Origin of the sequence: Microbacterium sp. NPDC056569, assembly GCF_042793475.1 — a bacterium.
Taxonomy (GTDB): Bacteria; Actinomycetota; Actinomycetes; order Actinomycetales; family Microbacteriaceae; genus Microbacterium.
In genome coordinates this window covers 215,753-234,816 of sequence record NZ_JBHTUV010000003.1, presented here as the reverse complement: position 1 = coordinate 234,816, position 19,064 = coordinate 215,753, and the positions used below count along the sequence as shown (strand labels likewise).

The following is a 19,064-nucleotide window of genomic DNA, read 5'->3' as shown; positions in this document are numbered from 1 at the left end:
CGCCGTGACCGACCTCGACTTCCTCGCCACCGAGGCGTACCTCTACGGGTTCCCGCTGGTCTTCGACCTCGAGCAGGTGATCCGCTACACGTCGACCGGCGTCGGGTCCAACCCGCGGGCGCCGTTCAACACGTTCTCGCACGCGCGCACGCTGGCGACGGCGGCCGACACGTTCGTGTCGATCAACAACGACACCGTGTACTCGATGGCTTCGCTCGACCTCGGGGTGGGACCGGTCCGACTCACGGTTCCGGCATCCGATCGCTACTACGTGCTGCAGTTCGTCGACGCCTGGACCGACAACTTCGCCTACATCGGCACGCGGGGCACGGGCAACGACGCCGGGGAGTTCCTCATCGTCCCGCCCGGATGGGAAGGGGATGCCGGTGGCCTCACCGTCGTGCATGCGCCGACGCGCGTCGTCTCGATCGTGGGCCGGTGGTCGTGTGCCGGCGCCGACGATCTGCCCGCGGTGCACGCGCTGCAGGACGCGCTCATCCTCACCCCTGTCGATCCGGACGCCGTGCCCCAGGGCATCCCCGAGGTGGCGTCGCAGGGCGACGACACTCTCGACTTCTGGGAGAAGTACCGTGTCTGGTCGCAGGCGTTCCCGCCCGCACCGCGCGATGAGGCGCTGCAGGCGTCGTTCGCGGCCGTCGGCCTCACCGGCGACGTGCCCGTCGGCAGCATGACCGCCGAGCAGCAGGCCGCCCTGCGCGCCGGCGCCGAGGGCGGCACCGGCATGATCGCCCAGGCGATGGCCGGCGCCGCCACGGGCGCTGCGCCAGGGGCGTGGTCGAACACCCTGCACGTGTTCGACTACAACCTCGACTTCTTCGAGGTCGGCACGAAAGACGATCCCACGTGGAAGATCGCCGACCCGAAGGTCCGGATCGTCGAGCGCGCGGTGGCCGCCAAGGCCGGGCTGTGGGGCAACCACGGTTACGAGGCCGCATACGTCATGACGTTCTCCGACGGCGACGGGCAGCCGCTCACGGGCGAGCACGAGTACGAACTGCGGATCTCGCCACCCCCGCCGGTCGGGGCCTTCTGGTCGGTCACGATGTACGCGCTGCCCGAGTTCTACCTCGTCGCGAACGAGATCGACCGCTACTCGGTCGGCGACCGCACCCCCGGGATCATCACCGACGCCGACGGCGGCCTCACGATCCGCATGAGCCGCACGCGGCCTTCGGACACGGATGCCGCGGCCAACTGGCTGCCGACGCCCGAGGGCGCGTTCCGCCCGATCCTGCGTATGTACATGCCGGGCGAGGCGGTGCTCGACGGCACCTACGCACCACCCCCGATCACCCGCCTCGACTCCTGAGAAGACACGGATGCTGCGGCACGGCCTCGCGCCGCAGCATCCGTCTCCGTCGAGGTCCGTGTCAGCGGGTCAGCGCACGCGGCGGCCGTGGGCGAGGTCGATGAGCCGCGAGAGCACGTCGCCGCCGGCGCGCAGGCCGTTGTGCTCGTGCTCGCTCGTGATCCACGGCGTGACGCCGGGGAGAAGGCGGGCGGTCTCCATCGAGAACTCGAACGGCACATAGACGTCATTGACGTAGACGGCGGCGGCGCCCCGCGCGTCAGAGGCGGCGATCGCGTCCGCGTCGTAGAGCGACGGCCACTCGAACTCGGCGAGCGCCAGGGTCACGTCGCGCCACTGCTGGAAGCCTGGCACGGTGTCGAGCCACTCCCGGCGCACATGCTCGCCGGTGAACAGCGTCGGGTCGTCGCGGAAGTCGGCGGGCTCGGTGCGCTCGGCCGACCACCGCGTGGCGTGGCCGTCGGCGTAGCTGGACTCGTGGAACACGTAGTACAGCGGGTTGCGCGCGCCGAAGGGCATCGCGGCGGCGAGGTCGTGGCGGAACGCGTTCGACCGCGGGTCGCGCTCGAGCAGACCCCACACGGTCTGCCAGCCGTCATTCGTCCCGAGCGCCGAGCCCATCGAGCGCACGCGCGAGACCGAGGCCACCTCGCCGCCGGGCAGGACGAGCTCACCGTCGACCGCGAGATCGATGACCCGTCGCATCGCGTCGCGGTGAGCGGGGAATCGGCGGTAGTACCGCTCGGATTCCACGCGCATCTTGTCGTAGGTGAGGGCGTAGACGTCGTCGGGATGGCGGCCCACGGCGCTCAGACCGCCGGTGATGTAGACGTGCTCGAGGGACGCAGCATCCGTCGAGAGATACGCCAGGGTGGTGAACCCGCCGAAGGACTGCCCCAGCACGCTCCACCGCTCGGCGCCGAGGTGCTCGCGCACGGCCTCGCCGTCGCGCACGATCGCGTCGGCGCGCAGGTGGGTGATGTACTCGGCGAGCTCGGACGGGTCGCGTTCAAGATCGTCGTCGCCGACCGGCGTCGAGAGCCCCGTTCCGCGCTGGTCCAGCAGGACGACGCGGTAGTGCTCGAGCGCCGCGTCGAGCCACGACGGGCCCGGCGGCGAGTGGAACGCGCGCGGCGCCTCGTGGCCCGGACCGCCCTGCAGGAACACGAGGTACGGCAGGCTCTCGCCGCCCTCGCGCGTGACCACCGCGGCGTGGATGTCGATCGTGCGCGCGTCGGCCGGATCGCCCCACACCAGCGGGACGGTCAGGAAGTGGTCGTCGATGGTCAGATCCTGCATGCGGCGCGTCGTCACGGACATGACCCCGAGCCTATGTCTCCGCTCCGACGTCGGAGGCGGCGCGGACGGTGACCGTGAAGTCGTCGACGTTTCTCAAGTGGGCACGGATGCTGGATTCCGCCGCCGTCGCCAGGGCCGCAGCATCCGCTTCCGGAGCGGCGATGACGAGCGCGTCGCCCTGAAGGCGGTGGCCGACCCAGCGGAGGCGGACGCGGTCGATCCGCTCGAGTCCGTCGACGTGCTCGAGCGCGTGCTCGGCGCGGTCGACCAGCTCGGGCTCGACGCCGTCGAGGAGTCGGCGGCCGACGCTGCGCACCGTGCCGATGAGGAGCACGAAGATCGCCGCGGCGATGACCAGGCCGACGATGGGGTCGGCGAGCGGGAAGCCGAGGAGCACGCCGATGCCGCCGAGCACGACCGCGAGCGACGTGAAGCCGTCGGTGCGGGCGTGCACGCCGTCGGCGACGAGCGCCGCCGAGCCGATGCGCTTGCCGACGCGGATGCGGTAGATCGCCACCGCCTCGTTGCCCGCGAACCCGATGACGCCGGCGGCGATGACCCATCCCAGGTTGTCGAGGGGCTGCGGGTGCAGGATACGGTCGATGGCCTGCCACGCCGCGACGACCGCCGACAGCGCCACGACGAACACGATGAACAGCCCCGCGAGGTCTTCGGCGCGGCCGAGTCCGTAGGTGTAGCGACGGGAGGCCGCGCGCCGGCCGAGCACGAACGCGATCCACAGCGGGACGGCGGTGAGCGCGTCGGAGAGGTTGTGGACCGTGTCGGCGAGGAGCGCGACCGAGCCGCTGAACGCGACGACGACCGCTTGCAGCACAGTCGTCGCGAGCAGGATGACGAGGCTGATCTTGAGGGCGCGGATGCCGGCGGAGTGCGCCTCCATCGCGTCGTCGATCGAGTCGGCCGCGTCGTGGGAGTGCGGCACGAACAGCTCGTGGAGCACGCCGCGCAGGCCGCCGGGGTGCGAGTGGGCGTGGGTGTGGTCGTGCGGGTGGCTGTGGTCGCGGTGGGTGCGGGTGTGGCCGCTGTGGGCGTGGGCGTGGTCGCCGTGGGTATGGGCGTCGTCGTGGGGGTGGCTGTGGGTGTGGGGGTGGTCGCCGTGGGCGTGGGCGTGGTCGCCGTGGGTGTGGTCGCCGTGCTCGTGCTCGTGTTCGGCGTGGTGCCGGTCTTCGTCGTGCGGGTGGCGCCCCGCGGTCTGCGCGCTCATTCGGGGGCCTGCTCGATGCGGTGGTGGCGCGGCGTGCCGCCGAGCGAGTGCTCGGCCTGGTGGATCGCGTCGGCGACCAGGCGCGAGGCGTGCTCGTTCTCGAGCCGGTAGAACACCCGCTGACCCTCCTGGCGCGTCGAGACGATGCGGGCGAGCCGGAGCTTGGCGAGGTGCTGCGACACGGCGGCCGGGGATTTGTCGACGATGTCGGCCAGGTGGTTCACCGACAGTTCGCCCGAGTCCTGCAGCGCGAGGACGATCCGCACGCGGGTCGCGTCGGCGAGCATCGCGAACACCTCGACCGCGAGCTCGACGAACGAACTGTCGACCGCATAGCCAGGTTCCTGCGTATCTGCACTCATACGCAGATACTACGACACGCCCCCGCGCCCCGCTCGCGAGCATCGCCACCCGAGTGCCGAGTCGGCCCGAACGGCCGCTCCGCGCGGGCGTAGCGACCACAAGGGCCGACTGACCGCGGAAGCACCTCTCCGGGCGCGCCACCAAAGTGCCCAGTCGGCCCGAACGGCCGCTCCGCGCGGGCGCAGCGACCACAAGGGCCGACTAGCCCGCGGGAAGGACGGACGCCGCCGTGACACGCGCTCGCTCAGCCGCCGCGCGCGGCGCTCAGCCGCGTGTGCGGCGCTTGTCGCGGGAGGGCGCGAACCGGAACCGGCGCGGGCGACGGGTCGCGCCACCCTGGGCGATGGCCGGCAGCACGATCGGCTGCGTGACGATCGCATCGACGACCATCGAGCCGTCGGTGGGTCCGATGACCGCGATCGGCGTCGTCGGGGTCGCGACCATCGGCGTGACGGGGGTCGACGCCAGCCGGCGGTGGGCCACGATGTACGCGGGCACGAGCACGACCACGGCGCCCAGCCACGCGAGCGGGTTGCTCGCCGCGACGCCGATGAAGCCGAAGACGCTGCCGAGCACGACCGCCGCGCCGACGCGCATGACGAGCTCGATCACTCCGGTGACCGTGGGGATGAGGGTGTGTCCGAGCCCCTGCAGCGCGCCGCGGAGGACGAAGAGGATCCCGAGGATCCAGTAGGTCGCGCCGTTGATGGCGAGCATCTGCGCGGCGAGGTCGACCACCTCGGCCGAGCCCTCGTCGATGAACAGCTGCACCGTCATCGCACCGAAGGCGATGAGCAGGGCACCGAGCACGATGGCCGCGCCCACCGACATCCACGTCGCCTGGATCACACCGCGGCGGATGCGGTCGGGCCGGCCGCCACCGTGGTTCTGCGCGACGAACATCGACACGGCGAGGCCGAGCGACTGCAGCAGGGCGACCGCCAGACCGTCGACCCGGGATGCCGCGGTGTACGCGGCGACCGCGTCGGCACCGAGCTCGTTCAGCGCGACCTGCACCGACAGCGTTCCGATCGCGATGATCGAGGCCTGGAAGCCCATCGGCAGACCCAGGCGGAGATGCTCCGCGAGCTCGGCCCGGCTCACACGCCAGTCGCTGCGGCGGACGTGGAGCACCGGCATCCGTCGCCGCACGAACTCGAGGCAGAGCAGCACCGAGATCGCCTGCGACACCACCGTCGCGAGTGCCGCGCCGCCCACGCCCCAGCCGAGCGGGCCGACCATGACGATGACGAGCACCACGTTGAGCGCGCAGGCGAGCGTCAGGAAGACGAGCGGCGTGCGCGAGTCGCCGATGGCGCGGATGATCGCCGACAGGTAGTTGAAGAACATCATCGCGCCGGCGCCGAGGAAGCTGATCTGCGCGAAGACGATGGCGTCGTCCATGAGTTCGGCGGGCGTCTGCAGCAGCTCGAGCAGGGGCGCCGTGAGCGGCGGTGCGCCGACGGTCAGCAGCAGCGTGCAGACCCCGGTGAGGATCGTGCCCGCCGCGACCGAGCGCCGCACCGCCGCGTAGTCGCGCGCCCCGAACGCCTGCGCCGTCGGGATCGCGAAGCCCGACGTGAGACCCCACGCGAATCCGAGCAGCAGGAACAGCATGCTGCCGGTCGCACCCACCGCGGCGAGCGCGTCGACGCCGAGCTGGCGCCCCACGACGACGGCATCGACGAAGTGGTACAGCTGCTGCACCACGTTGCCGATCAGCAGCGGGACGGAGAACAGGACGATGACGCGCCACGGGCGGCCCGTCGTCAGGGCGGTGGTCATGAGGGCGGCTCTCGAACGAGATGGCGAGGGAGGGGAAGGATGCCGCGCCCGCAGGCGACGGAGAGGTGCCGAGTGGCAGACGCCCAGTGTATCGAATCGATTCGGGAAAGCGATGCCCGATTTCGGGATCTGGCGAGGCTCGGGAGATGCAGGATGCTGCCACCTCCGCACCCGACACTCCGCGGTCTCGGCTGGCGGCGTTCGCCACCGCGTCCCGGCGACACGCGCTCGCGCGACCTCAGCTCTATCGCCTCATGACGGCCCGCCCGCTGGATCGCGATGCGATGCAGGAAGGGGCTGAGGGCGCGGCGATGGAACCCGTGCTCGAGCTGTTCGGCGAGGACGGCGCGCGTCACGATGTCGCGCGAGCCTCCTGGGCGTGGGCGCACGGGCTCGTCTCCCTCGAGATCGCCGAGCGCTTTCCGCCCGGCGCCGACCTCGATGCGGCGTGGGAGGTGCTCATCGACAGCCTTGCCGCGCGCGTGGATGCGGGCGGTTCACCAGGTTGATCGCTGTCGAAGGATACGAAGCTTTGTTCTATTCACACTTGTTCGATGCGGCTCAGATTGATAGACTATCGCTCAGAGATTCTATGAACGAGTGGCCCTCTGAGGGCGTCGGGCAGTGTGGTTTGGGCCGCGGGCAGGTGTCGAGGTGGATAGCGTGAAACGCGCGGAATCTCGCTCCGCTCCCACCTGACTGCGAGCCTCGATGTCTGCGATCCCCGCCTCCGATGCCGGTGCCGGCGATGAGGGCGTGGCTGCGTTCCTGCGGCTGGGGCGGCTGGTCGACGCGTTCGAGGCCGGGCGCAAGTCTCGTGCGATCGCAGAGGCGGCGGAGATCCGGGTGCTGGCGGCTGCGGCCGCCGCCGTAGCGCGACCCGGGCACGCGTCGCCGGAGCGGGCGCGGCGGGTGGAGCTGGACCGCAGGGCCCTGGTGTCCGACCTGGCGACGTCGACCCGGGTCTCGGAATGGACCGTGAACCGGCTGCTCAGCGAAGCCGGCGACTTATGCGACCGATTTGCGGCCGGCGTGGACGCGCTGGAGCGCGGAGAGATCACCCGGCAGCACCTGGCGGTGATCCACGACGCCGGCGCCCCGATCTCCGACGACGACGCCCGCGCCGAGTTCTTGGGACTGGCGCTGGAGCGCGCGGCCACCCTCACGCCCGCCCGGCTTGCCTCCGTACTGCGTGTGATCGCCGAACGGTTCCTCGAGCGAACCCTCGAGGAACGCCACCAGGACGCCGTCGCCGGGCGTCGCATCGAAGTCGTCGACCTCGCCGACGACATGGCCGCGCTGACGGCGATCATGCCCGCGATACTGGCCCACGGCATCGTGGACCGACTCACCCAGCAGGCCCGCTCCGTCATCGCCGCCCGCGCCACCGGCGAGGGCGAGGGTGACGACGAAGACCGCGACGAGGAGGTCGAGGTCGACGAGCGCACCATGGACCAACTGCGCACCGACATCCTCACCGACACCCTGCTCGGCGCCGGCCCCCGAGACTGCGTCGCCGGCACCGGACTCGACGCGATCCGCGCCACCGTGCAGGTCACCATCCCGGTGCTCACCATGACCGGCGCGTCCACCGAACCCGTCCTGCTCGCCGGGCACGGCCCCATCGACCCCGACACCGCCCGCATCCTCGCCGCAGGCGCCACCGGCTGGGAACGCGTGATGACCTCCCCGGCCACCGGCAGCGTGCTCGCCGTCGACCGATACCGGCCCGGCCCCGCGCTGCACCGGTTCCTCGCCGCCCGCGACGAACGCTGCCGGTTCCCCGGCTGCCGCCGCCCGGTATGGCGCTGCGACATCGACCACACCATCCCCGCCGCCGAAGGCGGACCCACCCACCACGCCAACCTCGCCCACCTCTGCCGTCGTCACCACACCGTCAAAGGCGTCACCGCGTGGACGGTCGAGCAGGTCTCGGCCGGAGTGCTGGTCTGGACCAGCCCCACCGGCCGCAAGCACACCGACCACCCCGAACCCGTCGTCAGATTCATCCCCGACGACACCGCCGACCGGCTCCGCCGCATGATGCGCGAGCCCTGGCTGTTCCCCGCCGACGACCCACCGGGATCCCCCGGCGCACCACCCTTCTAGCCGAATCGCCGAGTGGCAGCATCCGTCATCGCACGCCGGTGAATCGATGCACGGCGCAGGCCCGTGACGAGCACGCCCCCGACCAGGAGGGTGCCGCCGAGGATCTCGGCGGGCGTGGGGATCTGGCCGAGCAGGAGCGCGGCCGAGGCCATCGCCACGACCGGTGCGAGCAGCACCCACGGCACCACCGCCGCGGAGGTGTTCCGGGCAAGCAGGCCGTTCCAGATCGAGTAGCCGATGATCGTGCACAGCACGGCGGTGTAGAGCGTCGAGACCGCCGACTGCCAGCCGAACGCGGCGACGCCGGATGCGATCGCCTCCGGCCCCTCGACCACGAAGGACAGCATCAGCGCCGGAACGGGCACGACGAGCGCCGACCACACCGTGAGCGACAGCGAGCCCAGCCGGCGAGGCCCGCTGACCGCCCCGGCACGACGCGAGATCACATTGCCGATGCCCCACGAGAACGCCGCCGCGAGCGCCAGCGTGACGGCGAGGACGGGAGCCTCGCCGCCGCGGCCGGCGGCCACGATGGCGAGGCCGATGACGCCGAGCGCGACACCCGCGATCTGCGGCACCGTGGGGCGTTCCCGCAGCACTGCCGCGGCGATGAGGATCGTGAACACCGCCTGCGCCTGCAGCACGAGCGCGGCGAGCCCCGGCTGCAGCCCCAGCGCCATCGACGTGTACAGCAGCCCGAATTGCCCGAGGCTCATGAACAGGCCGACGCCGATCACCGTGCGCCAGGAGGTGCGCGGGCGCGGGACCACGAAGACGGCGAGCGCGACCACCAGGAAGCGGATCGCGACGAACAGAAGGGGCGGGACGCCCGTCATCCCCCAGTCGATCACGACGAAGTTGAATCCCCAGAACGATGCCACCACCGCGGCCAGCACCATGTCGCGTCTCTTCACGCCTCAACTCCACCCGATCCGTGGATGAAGCACCAGCGATGCTTTTGTCATGAAACGATGTAGCGTTGCTTCATGATCGATCTCGAAGCCGTGCTGTCGCTCCGTGCGGTCGCCACGCAGGGCAGCGTGGTCGCCGCGGCGACGAGCATGGGATACACCCCGTCCGCGGTCTCGCAGCAGGTCAAGCGACTCGAGCGCGAGACCGGCATCGCACTCCTCGAGCGCGCCGGCCGCGGCGTCATCCTCACCGAGGCGGGCACCCGTCTCGTCGTCGCGTCCACGCCGATCCTCGCCGACCTCGAGCGTCTGCGCGCCGATCTCCAGCTCACCGCCGGGGCGGACGACCGGGTCGTCGGCGAGATCAGGGTCGCCGCGTTCTCGACGGTCGTGCGCGGACTGGTGATCCCGGTGCTGAGCGGGCTGGCCGAGCGGCACCCCGATCTCTCACTGCCCCTGCGCGAAAGCGAACCCTGGGAGACGATCGCACTCGTCGCCTCGGGCCAGCGCGACCTCGGCATCGTGCACCGCTGGGGCGGCGTCGCGCTCGCGATGCCCGACCACCTCGTCTCGACGCCCCTGTTCACGGACGTCGCCGACGTCATCCTGCACCGCGACCACCCGCTCGCCGGGCACACGGAACTGCGCCCCGAAGAGCTTGCGGGGGAGACCTGGGTCGCGACATTCGAGGCGACCATCTGCCGGCAGTGGCTGCGGCGGCTCTTCGACGGCGTCCCCAACGCGCCGCGCATCGTGCACGAGTCCATGGAGTTCCAGAACCACCTCGAATTCGCGCGCACCGGGCGCGCGGTCGCGCTGGTGCCGCGCCTCGGCCGCGGCGACATCGGCGAGGACCTGGTCGCGATCCCGACCGCCGCACCGGCGTCGACCCGCGACGTGCTCGCGGTTCACCGCCGCTCGCAGGAGGATTCCCCCGCACTGCGCACTGCGCTCGACGCGTTCGTCGAGCACGCGCAGGCGATGTAGAGGACGGATGCTGCGGGCCGCAGCATCCGTCCCCCCTCAGGTGTGCCCGATCACGCTCCGGGAGGGCCGTCGAGCACCGTCGGCACGTACTCGAGCAGCTGGATGCGCCCGTCGAAGGTGCGCGACTCAACGAGGTCCAGGCGCACGTCGGGGTAGCCGTCGAAGATGCGGTCCTGTCCGGTCGCGCCGGTGATCACCGGGAACACGCCGACGCGGTACCGATCGACGAGTCCGGCGAGCAGGAGAGAGCGGCACAGGGCGACGCTGCCGAGGGTGCGGAGCGCGCGGTCGGACTCCTCCTTCAGCCGGCGGACGAACTCGACGGCATCCTCGCGGACCAGCGTCGAGTTCTCCCACGCGAGGGGCTCCTCGAGGGTCGACGAGAACACGTATTTCTGTATCCCGCCGAGCATGTCGGTTCCCTCCTCGCCGCCGGCGGTGAGCTCCGACATGAGGCGATAGGTGGTCGCGCCCATGAGCAGGGGGTCGTCCTTCTCGGGCGACTCGGCGAGCCAGCCCAGATACTCGGGGCCCTCCATCCCCCAGAATCCGGGCCATCCCTCTGCGGCGCCGTAGCCGTCGAGCGAGATGATGAAGTCGACCGTCAGGGTCTGCATGGGACGCTCCTTCGTGTCCGGTTCTGCGCGTCGGCGCGCGACTCGTTCTCGAACGGATGCTGCGTGCCCGACCCTATGCGCCGCTTCGAGGTTGTGGAACCCATCGCGCAATCGCGGACGGTCTGACATGATTTCTCCCACCGCAGATGGGAAGCAGCATGAAGCGGTCACGACAGGTCTCGGCAGAGGACTCGTCCCTGCCGCCGTACCGGCGCACCCTCGCCGGTGTCCTCGGCGGTCTTGTGGGACTCCTCGTGCTCGGCGTCGTCGCAGGAGTGCTCGTCGTCGCGCCTCTCGCCCCGGCGATCGCGATCTCGGGCCACGCCGCCAGCACCGCCGTGTCGTTGTTCGATCGCATGCCGAGCTACCTCGAGATCGATCGGCTCATGCTGCCGACGACGATCTACGCGCGCGATCCCGCGACCGGGCAGGACGTCGAGCTGACGTCGTTCTACGACCAGAATCGCGAGCCCGTCGAGTTCGACCAGGTCGCGCTCGTCATGTACGACGCGATCCTGGCTTCGGAGGACCCTCGCTACTACGAGCACGGCGGCATCGACATCCTCGGCACGACGCGCGCCCTCATCAAGAACGCGCAAGGCGGGGCGACCCAGGGCGGCTCCTCGATCAGCCAGCAGTACGTCAAGAACGTCCTCATCCAGAAGTGCGAGGAGAACGCTGCGACCCTGTACGCGACGGATGAGGCCGGCCAGAAGATCATCGGGGAGGACGGCCAGCCCGTCGTCGAGATGAGCCGCGACGACGTCCTCCAGAAGTGCTGGACAGACGCCACGACCGCCGAGGGCACCGAGGGCTACACGCGCAAGCTGCAGGAGATGCGCTACGCGGTCGCCCTCGAGCAGAAGTACTCGAAGAACGACATCCTTCTCGGCTACCTCAACATCGCCAACTACGGCGGCACGACCTACGGGATCGAGGCCGCAGCCCGCTACTACTTCAGCACCACGGCGGCGAACCTCACGCTCACCCAGGCGGCCACGCTCGCGGGCATCGTGCAGAACCCCAACACCTTCCGGATCGATCGGTCGGCGGGCTCGATCTTCGGCGCCGACGGCACCAGGTACAACAAGGCCGCCGACGGGTCGGTGGACGACGTCACCCCGGGCACCCTGGCGGGCCTCGACACCCTGCTCGCCGAAGGGACGATCACGCAGGAGCAGTACCTCGCCGCCGGTGACCCCTACAGCGCAACGAAGGGTCGCCAGCTCTATGTGCTCGACCGGATGCGCGAGGACGGCCGCATCACCGCCGAGCAGTACGTCGCCGCGGCGATCGAGCCGATCGCGCCGGCGTTGCAGCCGCCGCCCACCCGGTGCGCCTCCACCTCCGCGCCCTTCTTCTGCCAGTACGTCGTGAACACGGTTCAGCTGGATCCGGACTACGCGAGCGCGTTCGGCGCGACCCCGGACGACAGGCAGAAGTCACTGACGCGCGAGGGCCTGAACATCTACACGACGCTCGACTGGCGGCTGCAGAACGCGTCTCAGGATGCGATGCACCGGTACGCGCCCGAGGCGGTGGCGGGCATGCTGTTCGGGTCGGCGTCGGTCAGCATCGAGGTCAACACCGGGCGCATCCTGGCGATCAGCCAGAACAACCGTTTCACGGAGGACCGCGACCTCGCGCTCACCGACCCCGTGTACACGTCGCTCGTCTACGCCGGGGACCACACGCACGGGGTGTCCGACGGATTCCCGACCGGATCGACGTTCAAGCTGTTCACCCTGGTGGACTGGCTCGAGCAGGGACGCACGCTGTCCGACAGCGTCAACGGCACGCTGCGCGCCATCCCCCGTATGCGCGACCGCTGCGAAGGCACCTGGGTCAACCGGGAGAACCACGTCGTGCGCAACTTCGGCGGCGCTGCCGGCTACGTGGGAACACCCATGCAGTTCACCGCGCAGTCGCTGAACAGCGGATTCCTCGGCATGGCGGAGCAGCTCGACCTGTGCGACATCGAGAACGTCGCTGCCCGCATGGGCGTCACCCGCGGCGACGGCGATCCCGTGGACCTCGACGGCGCGGCGTCGATCATCGGAACCAACAACATCGCACCGGTCGCCATGGCCGAGGCATTCGCGACGGTCGCCAACGGCGGCGTCTACTGCGTGCCGCGCGTCATCGAGCGCGTGGTCAACGCCGACGGCGCCGAGCTGCCGGTGCCGGGCAACCGATGCTCTCAGGCGATCAGCCCCGAAGTTGCGGCGGCGACGGCGTTCGCGCTGCAGGGCGTCATGCGCCCGGGCGGCACCGGGTCGGGCGGCAACCCCAACGACGGCACTCCGATGATGGGCAAGACGGGCACGCACGAGAACATCCAGACGTGGCTGGTCGAGTCGAGCACGCGCGTGACGACAGCGGTGTGGGTGGGCAACACGTACGGATTCGGCGACGTCTTCCGTGCATTCCACAACGGCCGGGCGCTCTCGACGATCCGCCTCCCGATGACCCGGGACATCCAGGCGACCGCCAACCAGCTGTACCCGGGCGGCGGCTTCCCCGCTCCGCCCGGCAACCTGGTCCGCCGTGCGGCCCCGCCCCCGCGCCCCGTGCCGGCACCGGCCCCCGGCCAGAACCCCGCCCCGGCCCAGCCGCCGGACGGGAACGGAAACGGGAATGGCAACGGGAACGGCAACGGAAACGGGAACGGCAACGACGACTGACCCGTCGCGGCTGCGCGCGTGAGCGGACGCCCTGCCGCAGCATCCGTCTCTCGAATCGTGTATCTGGTGCGCGCCACCGTGACTCTCGATGCGTCGGGATGAGTAGTGCTCTGAGTAATCGCCGCGCGCGATCTGAGCACCGGTCACCCATCCGGCACCCGGCGCACTGCCGCCAGTCTCGTGGTGCATCAGTTCCGCACGTCCATTCCTTGGGGAGGAAAGCCCATGTCTCGAACCGCCGGCCGACGCCGCAGCTTCACGAAGCTCGCGGCCGGCCTGACCGCGACGGCGGCGCTCACCGTGACGACACTCGTCGTCAGCGCGCTGCCCGCCGCCGCCTTCAAGCCGTACACCCACAACGCCACCGCCGAGAACGCCTACGACGACGTCACCGACGACGGTCAGGTCACCATCGAGGGCACCGAGTACACCGTCCGCGCCGAGATCGTCACGGCGCTGCAGAACCAGCCGGCCGCGTACAACGCGGGCGTCATCGGCCCCGACGGATTCCCCGACCTGGCCTACGGCCAGTCGGCGATCCACCCCGACGAGACCGGCAAGTGGCTGCAGCACGTCATGACCGAGGCGTGGGACGCGCAGGATGACGCGGGCCGCAGCGCCGCTGAGAAGGAGCAGATCCTCGCCTTCGCGTACGGCTTCATGACGCACGCCGCCGGCGACATGTGGGCGCACACGCTCATCAACCAGGTCGCGGAGGGCGTGTTCCCGGGTGTCGGCGAGATCCTCGACATCGAGGACCCGACCGCGCTCGAGATCGCGCTGCGCCACGTCATCGCCGAGGGCTACGTCGGCGACGCGACGGCGGGCTACGACGGCAACTCGCTGCGCAGTCAGGTCGCGGGCGAGACCGACGAGACCGGACCGGAGTACAGCAACGACGCCACGCCGGCGTTCGCGTACGCCGCTCCGAACGAGTGGATCTACGAGACGCTCGTCGACCCGAACAACCCGCTGCCGGTCGGCACGTGCGGCGACGGTCTCGACGACGACGGCGACGGGACGGCGGATGACGGATGCCCCGGCCTCGCGTACACCGTCGGCGAAGACCCCGAGCCGAACCGCGGGCCGCTCATCGACTACTTCATCGACCTCAAGGCCGAGCTGCAGATCGAGCGCGCGGCGATCGCGGAGGACCTCGGCTACGAGGACTGCAACATCGTCGACCCGGACTGCTTCGAGGTCGTCCAGAACGTCACGGTCGACACCGTGCGCGGCGTGACGGTCAAGGCGGTCACCGTGCAGGAGTGCCGAGCGGAGATCTTCTGCGTCACGAGCCTGATCGACGAGGCCGACGACGCCGTCGTCAACCCGGCGATCATCGCCTACCTCGACGCGTGGATCGACGACATCGACCGTGGTCTGCGGCACTGGCCGGAGCTCGGCGAGGCGCTCTCGAAGACGCTGTTCGACGCGGGCACGTTCCGTGACGCGCAGAACTTCCTGTGCGACGGCGATGCCGAAGAGGGCGAGACCGACGAGGTGCTCGACACCGATCGCGCGAAGTGCGAGGACGGCGTGGGCATCTTCCAGGTCGCCGGCTACACGCTCGGCGGTCTGAACGACAGCGACAAGCCCGGCTTCATCAACGAGTACCTGCTTTCGATGCTCGGCGCCCCCGACTTCGTCGGCGAGGTCGTCGAAGAGGGCGGCGACGTCTTCCTCTGGCTGCAGGACCTGATGCAGACGATCATGCCCGACGTCGACGTGTTCGACCCGCTGATCGCCGACGCCAAGGAGCTCGTGCTCGAGCTCGCCTCGGAGGCCCTCGGCTTCGATGTCGAGCTGCTGTCGGACTTCCTGAAGCACCCGACGCACTGGATGGAGGTCGGTTCGGCCGACATCGACGTGCCCTTCTCGGACGACGACGTGCACGTGGACCTCTTCGACGACGGCGACCGCGAATACCTCGACGCCGTCATGGGTCTCGTCGACCCGCTGGTCGGCGACCAGGTCGAGCTGCCGGACGGCACGATCGTGCCCTCCTCGCGCCTGAAGGACAGCGCCCAGTGGACCCTCGAGGACTTCGAGCCCGCCTACGACGCCGTCCAGATGTCGAAGCTGCTGCTGCTCGACGCGAACGGCCTCAACCAGGTCATCTCCGATCACCGCAGCCCCGGCCTGCTGCCGAGCGTGTCGACGGCGATCTACACGGACCCCGCGGGGCGCCCTGCGAACGTCATGATCGACGGCCTCGATGGGCAGCCGTGGCTGCGAAGCATCGACTCCGACCACTCGTGGCGCGCCGATCGCCTGCCGGTCTTCGACTCGCCCGACCCGGGCCACCACTCGGACGAGGAGCCGCACTACGCCGGCACCGGTCAGATGCCGCTGTGGGAATCGTGCGTCGCGCGCTCGACCTTCCGCGAGGTGTTCCGCGACTGGGAGAACGGCGCCTGGTACCTGCCGGGGAAGAACTTCCCCGACCACGGCGACGCCCCGAGCGCGCCGGCGTGGATCGCCGGGTCGTTGAGCGCGGACTTCCAGATCGCCGGTGACGAAGCCGTCGTCTCGGGCGTGCAGTGGGTGGGTGTGGACCACACCTTCACCGTCGCCGCCACCGACGACTCCTTCACGCCGGAGTCGCTGACCACGACGTACTCCGTCCACCCGGCCGGCGCGCAGCCGACCTGGACGACGGTGAACGGGGCGGTCGCCGCGTTCGCCCTCCCGGCCGACGCCGACGAGAACCTGGAGTGGGTCATCGAGTGGAAGACGGCGAGCGAGTGCGAGACCGTCAGCGGCACCCAGACGGTCCGCGTCGACCGCACGGCGCCGGTGATCGACCTCAGCCAGCCCGCGGCGACCGGCTACGACACCGACGACTTCGCGAGCGTGCAGTACACGATCACGGACTCGCTGAGCGGCGTCGAGACGCAGTCCGTGCAGTTCGACGGCACGGAGGTGCCGACGGGCTACGTGCTCGACATGTTCACGCTCGACACCGGCGCCCACGCGGCGGTGGCGACGGCGACGGACTTCGTCGGCAACACCGGGACGGCCACCCGGGCGTTCACGCTGCTCGCCACGACCGAGTCGCTCAGCAACAACCTCACGCGGGCTGTCGCCGAGAAGCTCGTGACCGACCCGAAGGTCGAGAAGGGGCTGCGCGACAAGCTCAACGCGGCGCTGAAGAGTCACGCGACGGGCAAGCACCCGACCGAGGTGAACCAGCTCGGCGCGGCGGTCGAGCAGCTGCAGGGCCAGCTCGGCAAGGGCGTGGACGCGGTGTTCGCCCAGCGCATGATCGGCTGGACGAACGATCTGATCGCGGCCCACTGATCGGGTGAGACGCGGAGGCGGCCGGTCGGGGTTTCCCGGCCGGCCGCTTCAGTCGAAGTACGCCCTGTCGCCCTCCGTGATCACCTCGACGGTGCCGTCGACGATCGAGCTCGCGGTCTGCTCGTCGATGGCGTAGGCGGGCAGATCGGTGTCCGCGACGGAGCGACGTTTCGGCACCGTGCGTCAACCGTTACTGCAGACGGTTGCGTTCACTGCGCCCGCGGGTCGAGTCGGCGCGGGCATCGTGTTCGTGCGCGCGCGGCATGCCATCCGGCGCGGCAAGGATGACGGCGATCGCCTCCACGCCCAGCAACACGAGAGGACCGTGCGGCCAGTAACCCGTGGCGAGGGTGCCCACGACGAGGACCGGCAGAGTCAGTCCCAGAACAATCCGCACCCACAGACGCCAGCGTGATCCGGCCGTCACGGCGGCGAGGATGCCGGCCAACCCGACCGCGACGAGCACGAATGCCTCGGCGCCCCACAGGAAGTGCAATGGCGCTTCCTGCGGGGTGTTGAGGTAGCTGAGCGCGGTGATGGGCGCTCCCGCGATGACCAGCCATGCCATGACCGTGCCTCCCCATCCGGCTCTGCGCAGATCCGGTAGCAGCGCGAGCCCGATGGCCAGGAAAGACAACCCCGCCAGAGCACCGAAGACGATGTACGGATCATGGACGGCCTCACGCGCCCAGAAGTACGCCCGGTGGTGGAAGACCCATCTCCACAGCGACACCCCGAACTCCGTCGCAGGGAACGGCAGGATCGCCAAGGACCACACTCCTCCGAGGCCGGCGAGAACCGCGCGCCAGGGTCGTGATCGGTCGATCCTCGTCATACGACTTTCCCCATGGGCCGATTGCATCATCGCTCCGGCCCGCGGCGCCAGTCCGAGCATCTGGCGAATCCCAGCTCGTCAGGATTGCGATTACGTGCTTGGCCGTGCCGCGCGCAACCCGGGTATGCGAAGGGCTTCGATGGGGTTACCGGGCTACGCGAACATCTGGCGCAGCACGTCGAGGTCGCCGGCGTCGAGCGCCTGCGCGATGACGTCAGCCTCGGCCGGGTCGGGGTAGAGTCCGCGCAGCTCGTTCGTGAAGATGGCACGCATCTTCTCGACGTCGCCCGCCCAGGCAGCGGCACTCATTGCTTCGACCGCGAGCTGGTAGGGAATCTGCTGGTAGCCGCCCTCGGCGCTGCGCGGGTTGAAGTACTCCACCCACGGGATCGAGCTGTCCGGCGCAAGCAGCAACACCTCGCCAGGCTGAATCGTGCGCGTGTGATTGAGGGTCGCGATGGTCAGCGCGTTCGCGATGCAGAACCGGTCACCGATCGCGTACAGCGCGTCACCCGGCTCGACCGTGTAGGTCTTCACGTTGCCGTCAGTGTCGAGGCCCACCGTGCCCCGTGCAAGGTCGTTCACTCCTCGGTCGATCAGGTCGCCGTTGATGCTGGCGCGTCCGCCGCCCACGTGCGAGGTTCATGTCGACACCATATTGGGACCGGCAGTCCCAGAGCCACCCTTGAAGTGATTCCCTGCCCGGGGCCGATCTGGATGCACTCTGGCGCCAGGAGACCGGCCACGCCGGTGACAGCGGAACCCACACCCGCTCCCAGAGCTGCGCTACCAGTCGCCGCGAGCTCGGAGTCCCTGCCGGAGCCACACAGCGAACCCGCACGACGCCGCCCCGGGGACGCGTCCGGCTGATTGACTGATGCCTATGGGCGCCGTCGCGATGTTCCCGTTGGGTAGCGTCCTGCTGCCATACACACCGCTGGTGCTGCGGGTGTTCGAGCCGCGCTACCTCACCATGATGGGTCGCCTGCTCGACGTGGAGGACCCGGAGTTCGGGGTGGTCCTCATCGAGCGCGGGCTCGAGGCAGGCGGTGGGGATCAGCGCTCCTCCGTCGGCACAATGGCGAGGATCCTTCAGATCGAGGCGGGCGCCGCCGACCTGTACGTGGTCGCCGTGGGCGGGGAGCGAATCACCGTCGACCGATGGGGTGAGGACGACCCGCACCCGGTGGCGGAGGTGTCGGAGATGGCCCCGCTCGTGTGGGATGAGGCGCTCGCCCCGCTCCACCGCGAAGCCGAGCGGATGGTGCGCCGCCTCGCGACTCTCGCCTCCGTACTCGATGAGGCTCGATGGGACCCTGGGACGGACCTTTCCGACGATCCGGTGGAGTCGTCCTGGCAGCTCGCCGCGATCGCTCCGCTGGGAGAATACGACCGGTTCCGACTGCTGAACTCAACCAGTCTCGGAGGCCTGCTACGCGGCATCATCGATCTATGCCTCGAGGAAGAGCCGGTGCTGATCGCGCGCGCCGCCGATGCTCGCGACGCTGATTCCGGCGACCCTTGAGGCGGAGCGGGCTGAGTGTGCTGCCGCCGCGTTCTCGGGTGCGACTTCAGGGCTGCACGTCAGCCCATAGCCACCGGAGAGCGTCCGGTAACAG

16 protein-coding genes are annotated in these 19,064 nt (G+C 70.0%); 7 read left to right on the top strand and 9 right to left on the bottom strand.

The genetic code is table 11. From position 1 onward, the window contains the following. Positions 1 to 4 precede the first annotated feature (4 nt). Positions 5 to 1,330 carry a DUF1254 domain-containing protein gene (locus ACFQ7C_RS05385; RefSeq protein ID WP_378898486.1) on the top strand — a complete coding sequence of 442 codons (1,326 nt, stop codon included), beginning with the start codon at positions 5 to 7 and terminating at the stop codon, positions 1,328 to 1,330. A 69-nt stretch (positions 1,331 to 1,399) separates the two neighbouring features. Here the strand turns inward: ACFQ7C_RS05385 and ACFQ7C_RS05380 are convergent, their stop codons facing one another. The 4 genes from ACFQ7C_RS05380 to ACFQ7C_RS05365 all read right to left on the bottom strand — a co-directional run bounded on the left by ACFQ7C_RS05380 (position 1,400) and on the right by ACFQ7C_RS05365 (position 6,002). Then, a complete protein-coding gene (locus ACFQ7C_RS05380) occupies positions 1,400 to 2,650 on the bottom strand; it encodes an alpha/beta fold hydrolase (RefSeq protein WP_378898485.1) in 1,251 nt (416 codons plus the stop codon). Positions 2,651 to 2,660: 10 nt separating this feature from the next. Next, positions 2,661 to 3,590, bottom strand: a complete 930-nt coding sequence (locus ACFQ7C_RS05375; RefSeq protein ID WP_378898596.1) for a cation diffusion facilitator family transporter — start codon at positions 3,588 to 3,590, stop codon at positions 2,661 to 2,663. Positions 3,591 to 3,850: 260 nt separating this feature from the next. Next, a complete protein-coding gene (locus ACFQ7C_RS05370; RefSeq protein WP_378898484.1) occupies positions 3,851 to 4,216 on the bottom strand; it encodes an ArsR/SmtB family transcription factor in 366 nt (121 codons plus the stop codon). 265 nt (positions 4,217 to 4,481) lie between these two features. Further along, positions 4,482 to 6,002 carry an MATE family efflux transporter gene (locus ACFQ7C_RS05365; protein WP_378898483.1) on the bottom strand — a complete coding sequence of 507 codons (1,521 nt, stop codon included), beginning with the start codon at positions 6,000 to 6,002 and terminating at the stop codon, positions 4,482 to 4,484. Between the two features lie 146 nt (positions 6,003 to 6,148). On the opposite strand from ACFQ7C_RS05365, the gene ACFQ7C_RS05360 reads away from it, so the two are divergent. Both ACFQ7C_RS05360 and ACFQ7C_RS05355 read left to right on the top strand, forming a co-directional pair. Further along, on the top strand, positions 6,149 to 6,511 hold the full coding sequence (locus ACFQ7C_RS05360) for a TetR-like C-terminal domain-containing protein (RefSeq protein WP_378898482.1): 363 nt from the start codon (positions 6,149 to 6,151) through the stop codon (positions 6,509 to 6,511). A 202-nt stretch (positions 6,512 to 6,713) separates the two neighbouring features. Further along, on the top strand, positions 6,714 to 8,111 hold the full coding sequence (locus ACFQ7C_RS05355; RefSeq protein WP_378898481.1) for a DUF222 domain-containing protein: 1,398 nt from the start codon (positions 6,714 to 6,716) through the stop codon (positions 8,109 to 8,111). Here ACFQ7C_RS05355 and ACFQ7C_RS05350 read toward each other — a convergent pair. Next, entirely contained in the window at positions 8,108 to 9,025 is a 918-nt protein-coding gene (locus ACFQ7C_RS05350; protein WP_378898480.1) for an EamA family transporter, read from the bottom strand. The two genes, ACFQ7C_RS05355 and ACFQ7C_RS05350, sit on opposite strands and share 4 nt — an antisense overlap. A gap of 72 nt (positions 9,026 to 9,097) precedes the next feature. Between ACFQ7C_RS05350 and ACFQ7C_RS05345 the strand changes: the two genes are divergently transcribed. After that, positions 9,098 to 10,009, top strand: a complete 912-nt coding sequence (locus ACFQ7C_RS05345; RefSeq protein ID WP_378898479.1) for a LysR family transcriptional regulator — start codon at positions 9,098 to 9,100, stop codon at positions 10,007 to 10,009. Between the two features lie 50 nt (positions 10,010 to 10,059). Here the strand turns inward: ACFQ7C_RS05345 and ACFQ7C_RS05340 are convergent, their stop codons facing one another. After that, a complete protein-coding gene (locus ACFQ7C_RS05340) occupies positions 10,060 to 10,626 on the bottom strand; it encodes a dihydrofolate reductase family protein (protein ID WP_378898478.1) in 567 nt (188 codons plus the stop codon). A gap of 158 nt (positions 10,627 to 10,784) precedes the next feature. Between ACFQ7C_RS05340 and ACFQ7C_RS05335 the strand changes: the two genes are divergently transcribed. Beyond that, positions 10,785 to 13,310, top strand: a complete 2,526-nt coding sequence (locus ACFQ7C_RS05335) for a transglycosylase domain-containing protein (protein WP_378898477.1) — start codon at positions 10,785 to 10,787, stop codon at positions 13,308 to 13,310. 225 nt (positions 13,311 to 13,535) lie between these two features. After that, a complete protein-coding gene (locus ACFQ7C_RS05330; RefSeq protein WP_378898476.1) occupies positions 13,536 to 16,610 on the top strand; it encodes a hypothetical protein in 3,075 nt (1,024 codons plus the stop codon). Positions 16,611 to 16,658: 48 nt separating this feature from the next. Here the strand turns inward: ACFQ7C_RS05330 and ACFQ7C_RS05325 are convergent, their stop codons facing one another. The 3 genes from ACFQ7C_RS05325 to ACFQ7C_RS05315 form a co-directional block, all read right to left on the bottom strand. After that, positions 16,659 to 16,787, bottom strand: coding sequence for a hypothetical protein (locus ACFQ7C_RS05325; RefSeq protein ID WP_378898475.1), 129 nt, complete (start codon positions 16,785 to 16,787; stop codon positions 16,659 to 16,661). A gap of 13 nt (positions 16,788 to 16,800) precedes the next feature. After that, on the bottom strand, positions 16,801 to 17,379 hold the full coding sequence (locus ACFQ7C_RS05320) for a hypothetical protein (protein WP_378898474.1): 579 nt from the start codon (positions 17,377 to 17,379) through the stop codon (positions 16,801 to 16,803). A gap of 219 nt (positions 17,380 to 17,598) precedes the next feature. Beyond that, positions 17,599 to 18,078, bottom strand: a complete 480-nt coding sequence (locus ACFQ7C_RS05315; protein ID WP_378898473.1) for a hypothetical protein — start codon at positions 18,076 to 18,078, stop codon at positions 17,599 to 17,601. 250 nt (positions 18,079 to 18,328) lie between these two features. On the opposite strand from ACFQ7C_RS05315, the gene ACFQ7C_RS05310 reads away from it, so the two are divergent. Then, positions 18,329 to 18,970, top strand: a complete 642-nt coding sequence (locus ACFQ7C_RS05310; RefSeq protein WP_378898472.1) for an LON peptidase substrate-binding domain-containing protein — start codon at positions 18,329 to 18,331, stop codon at positions 18,968 to 18,970. The last annotated feature ends 94 nt before the right edge of the window (positions 18,971 to 19,064 follow it).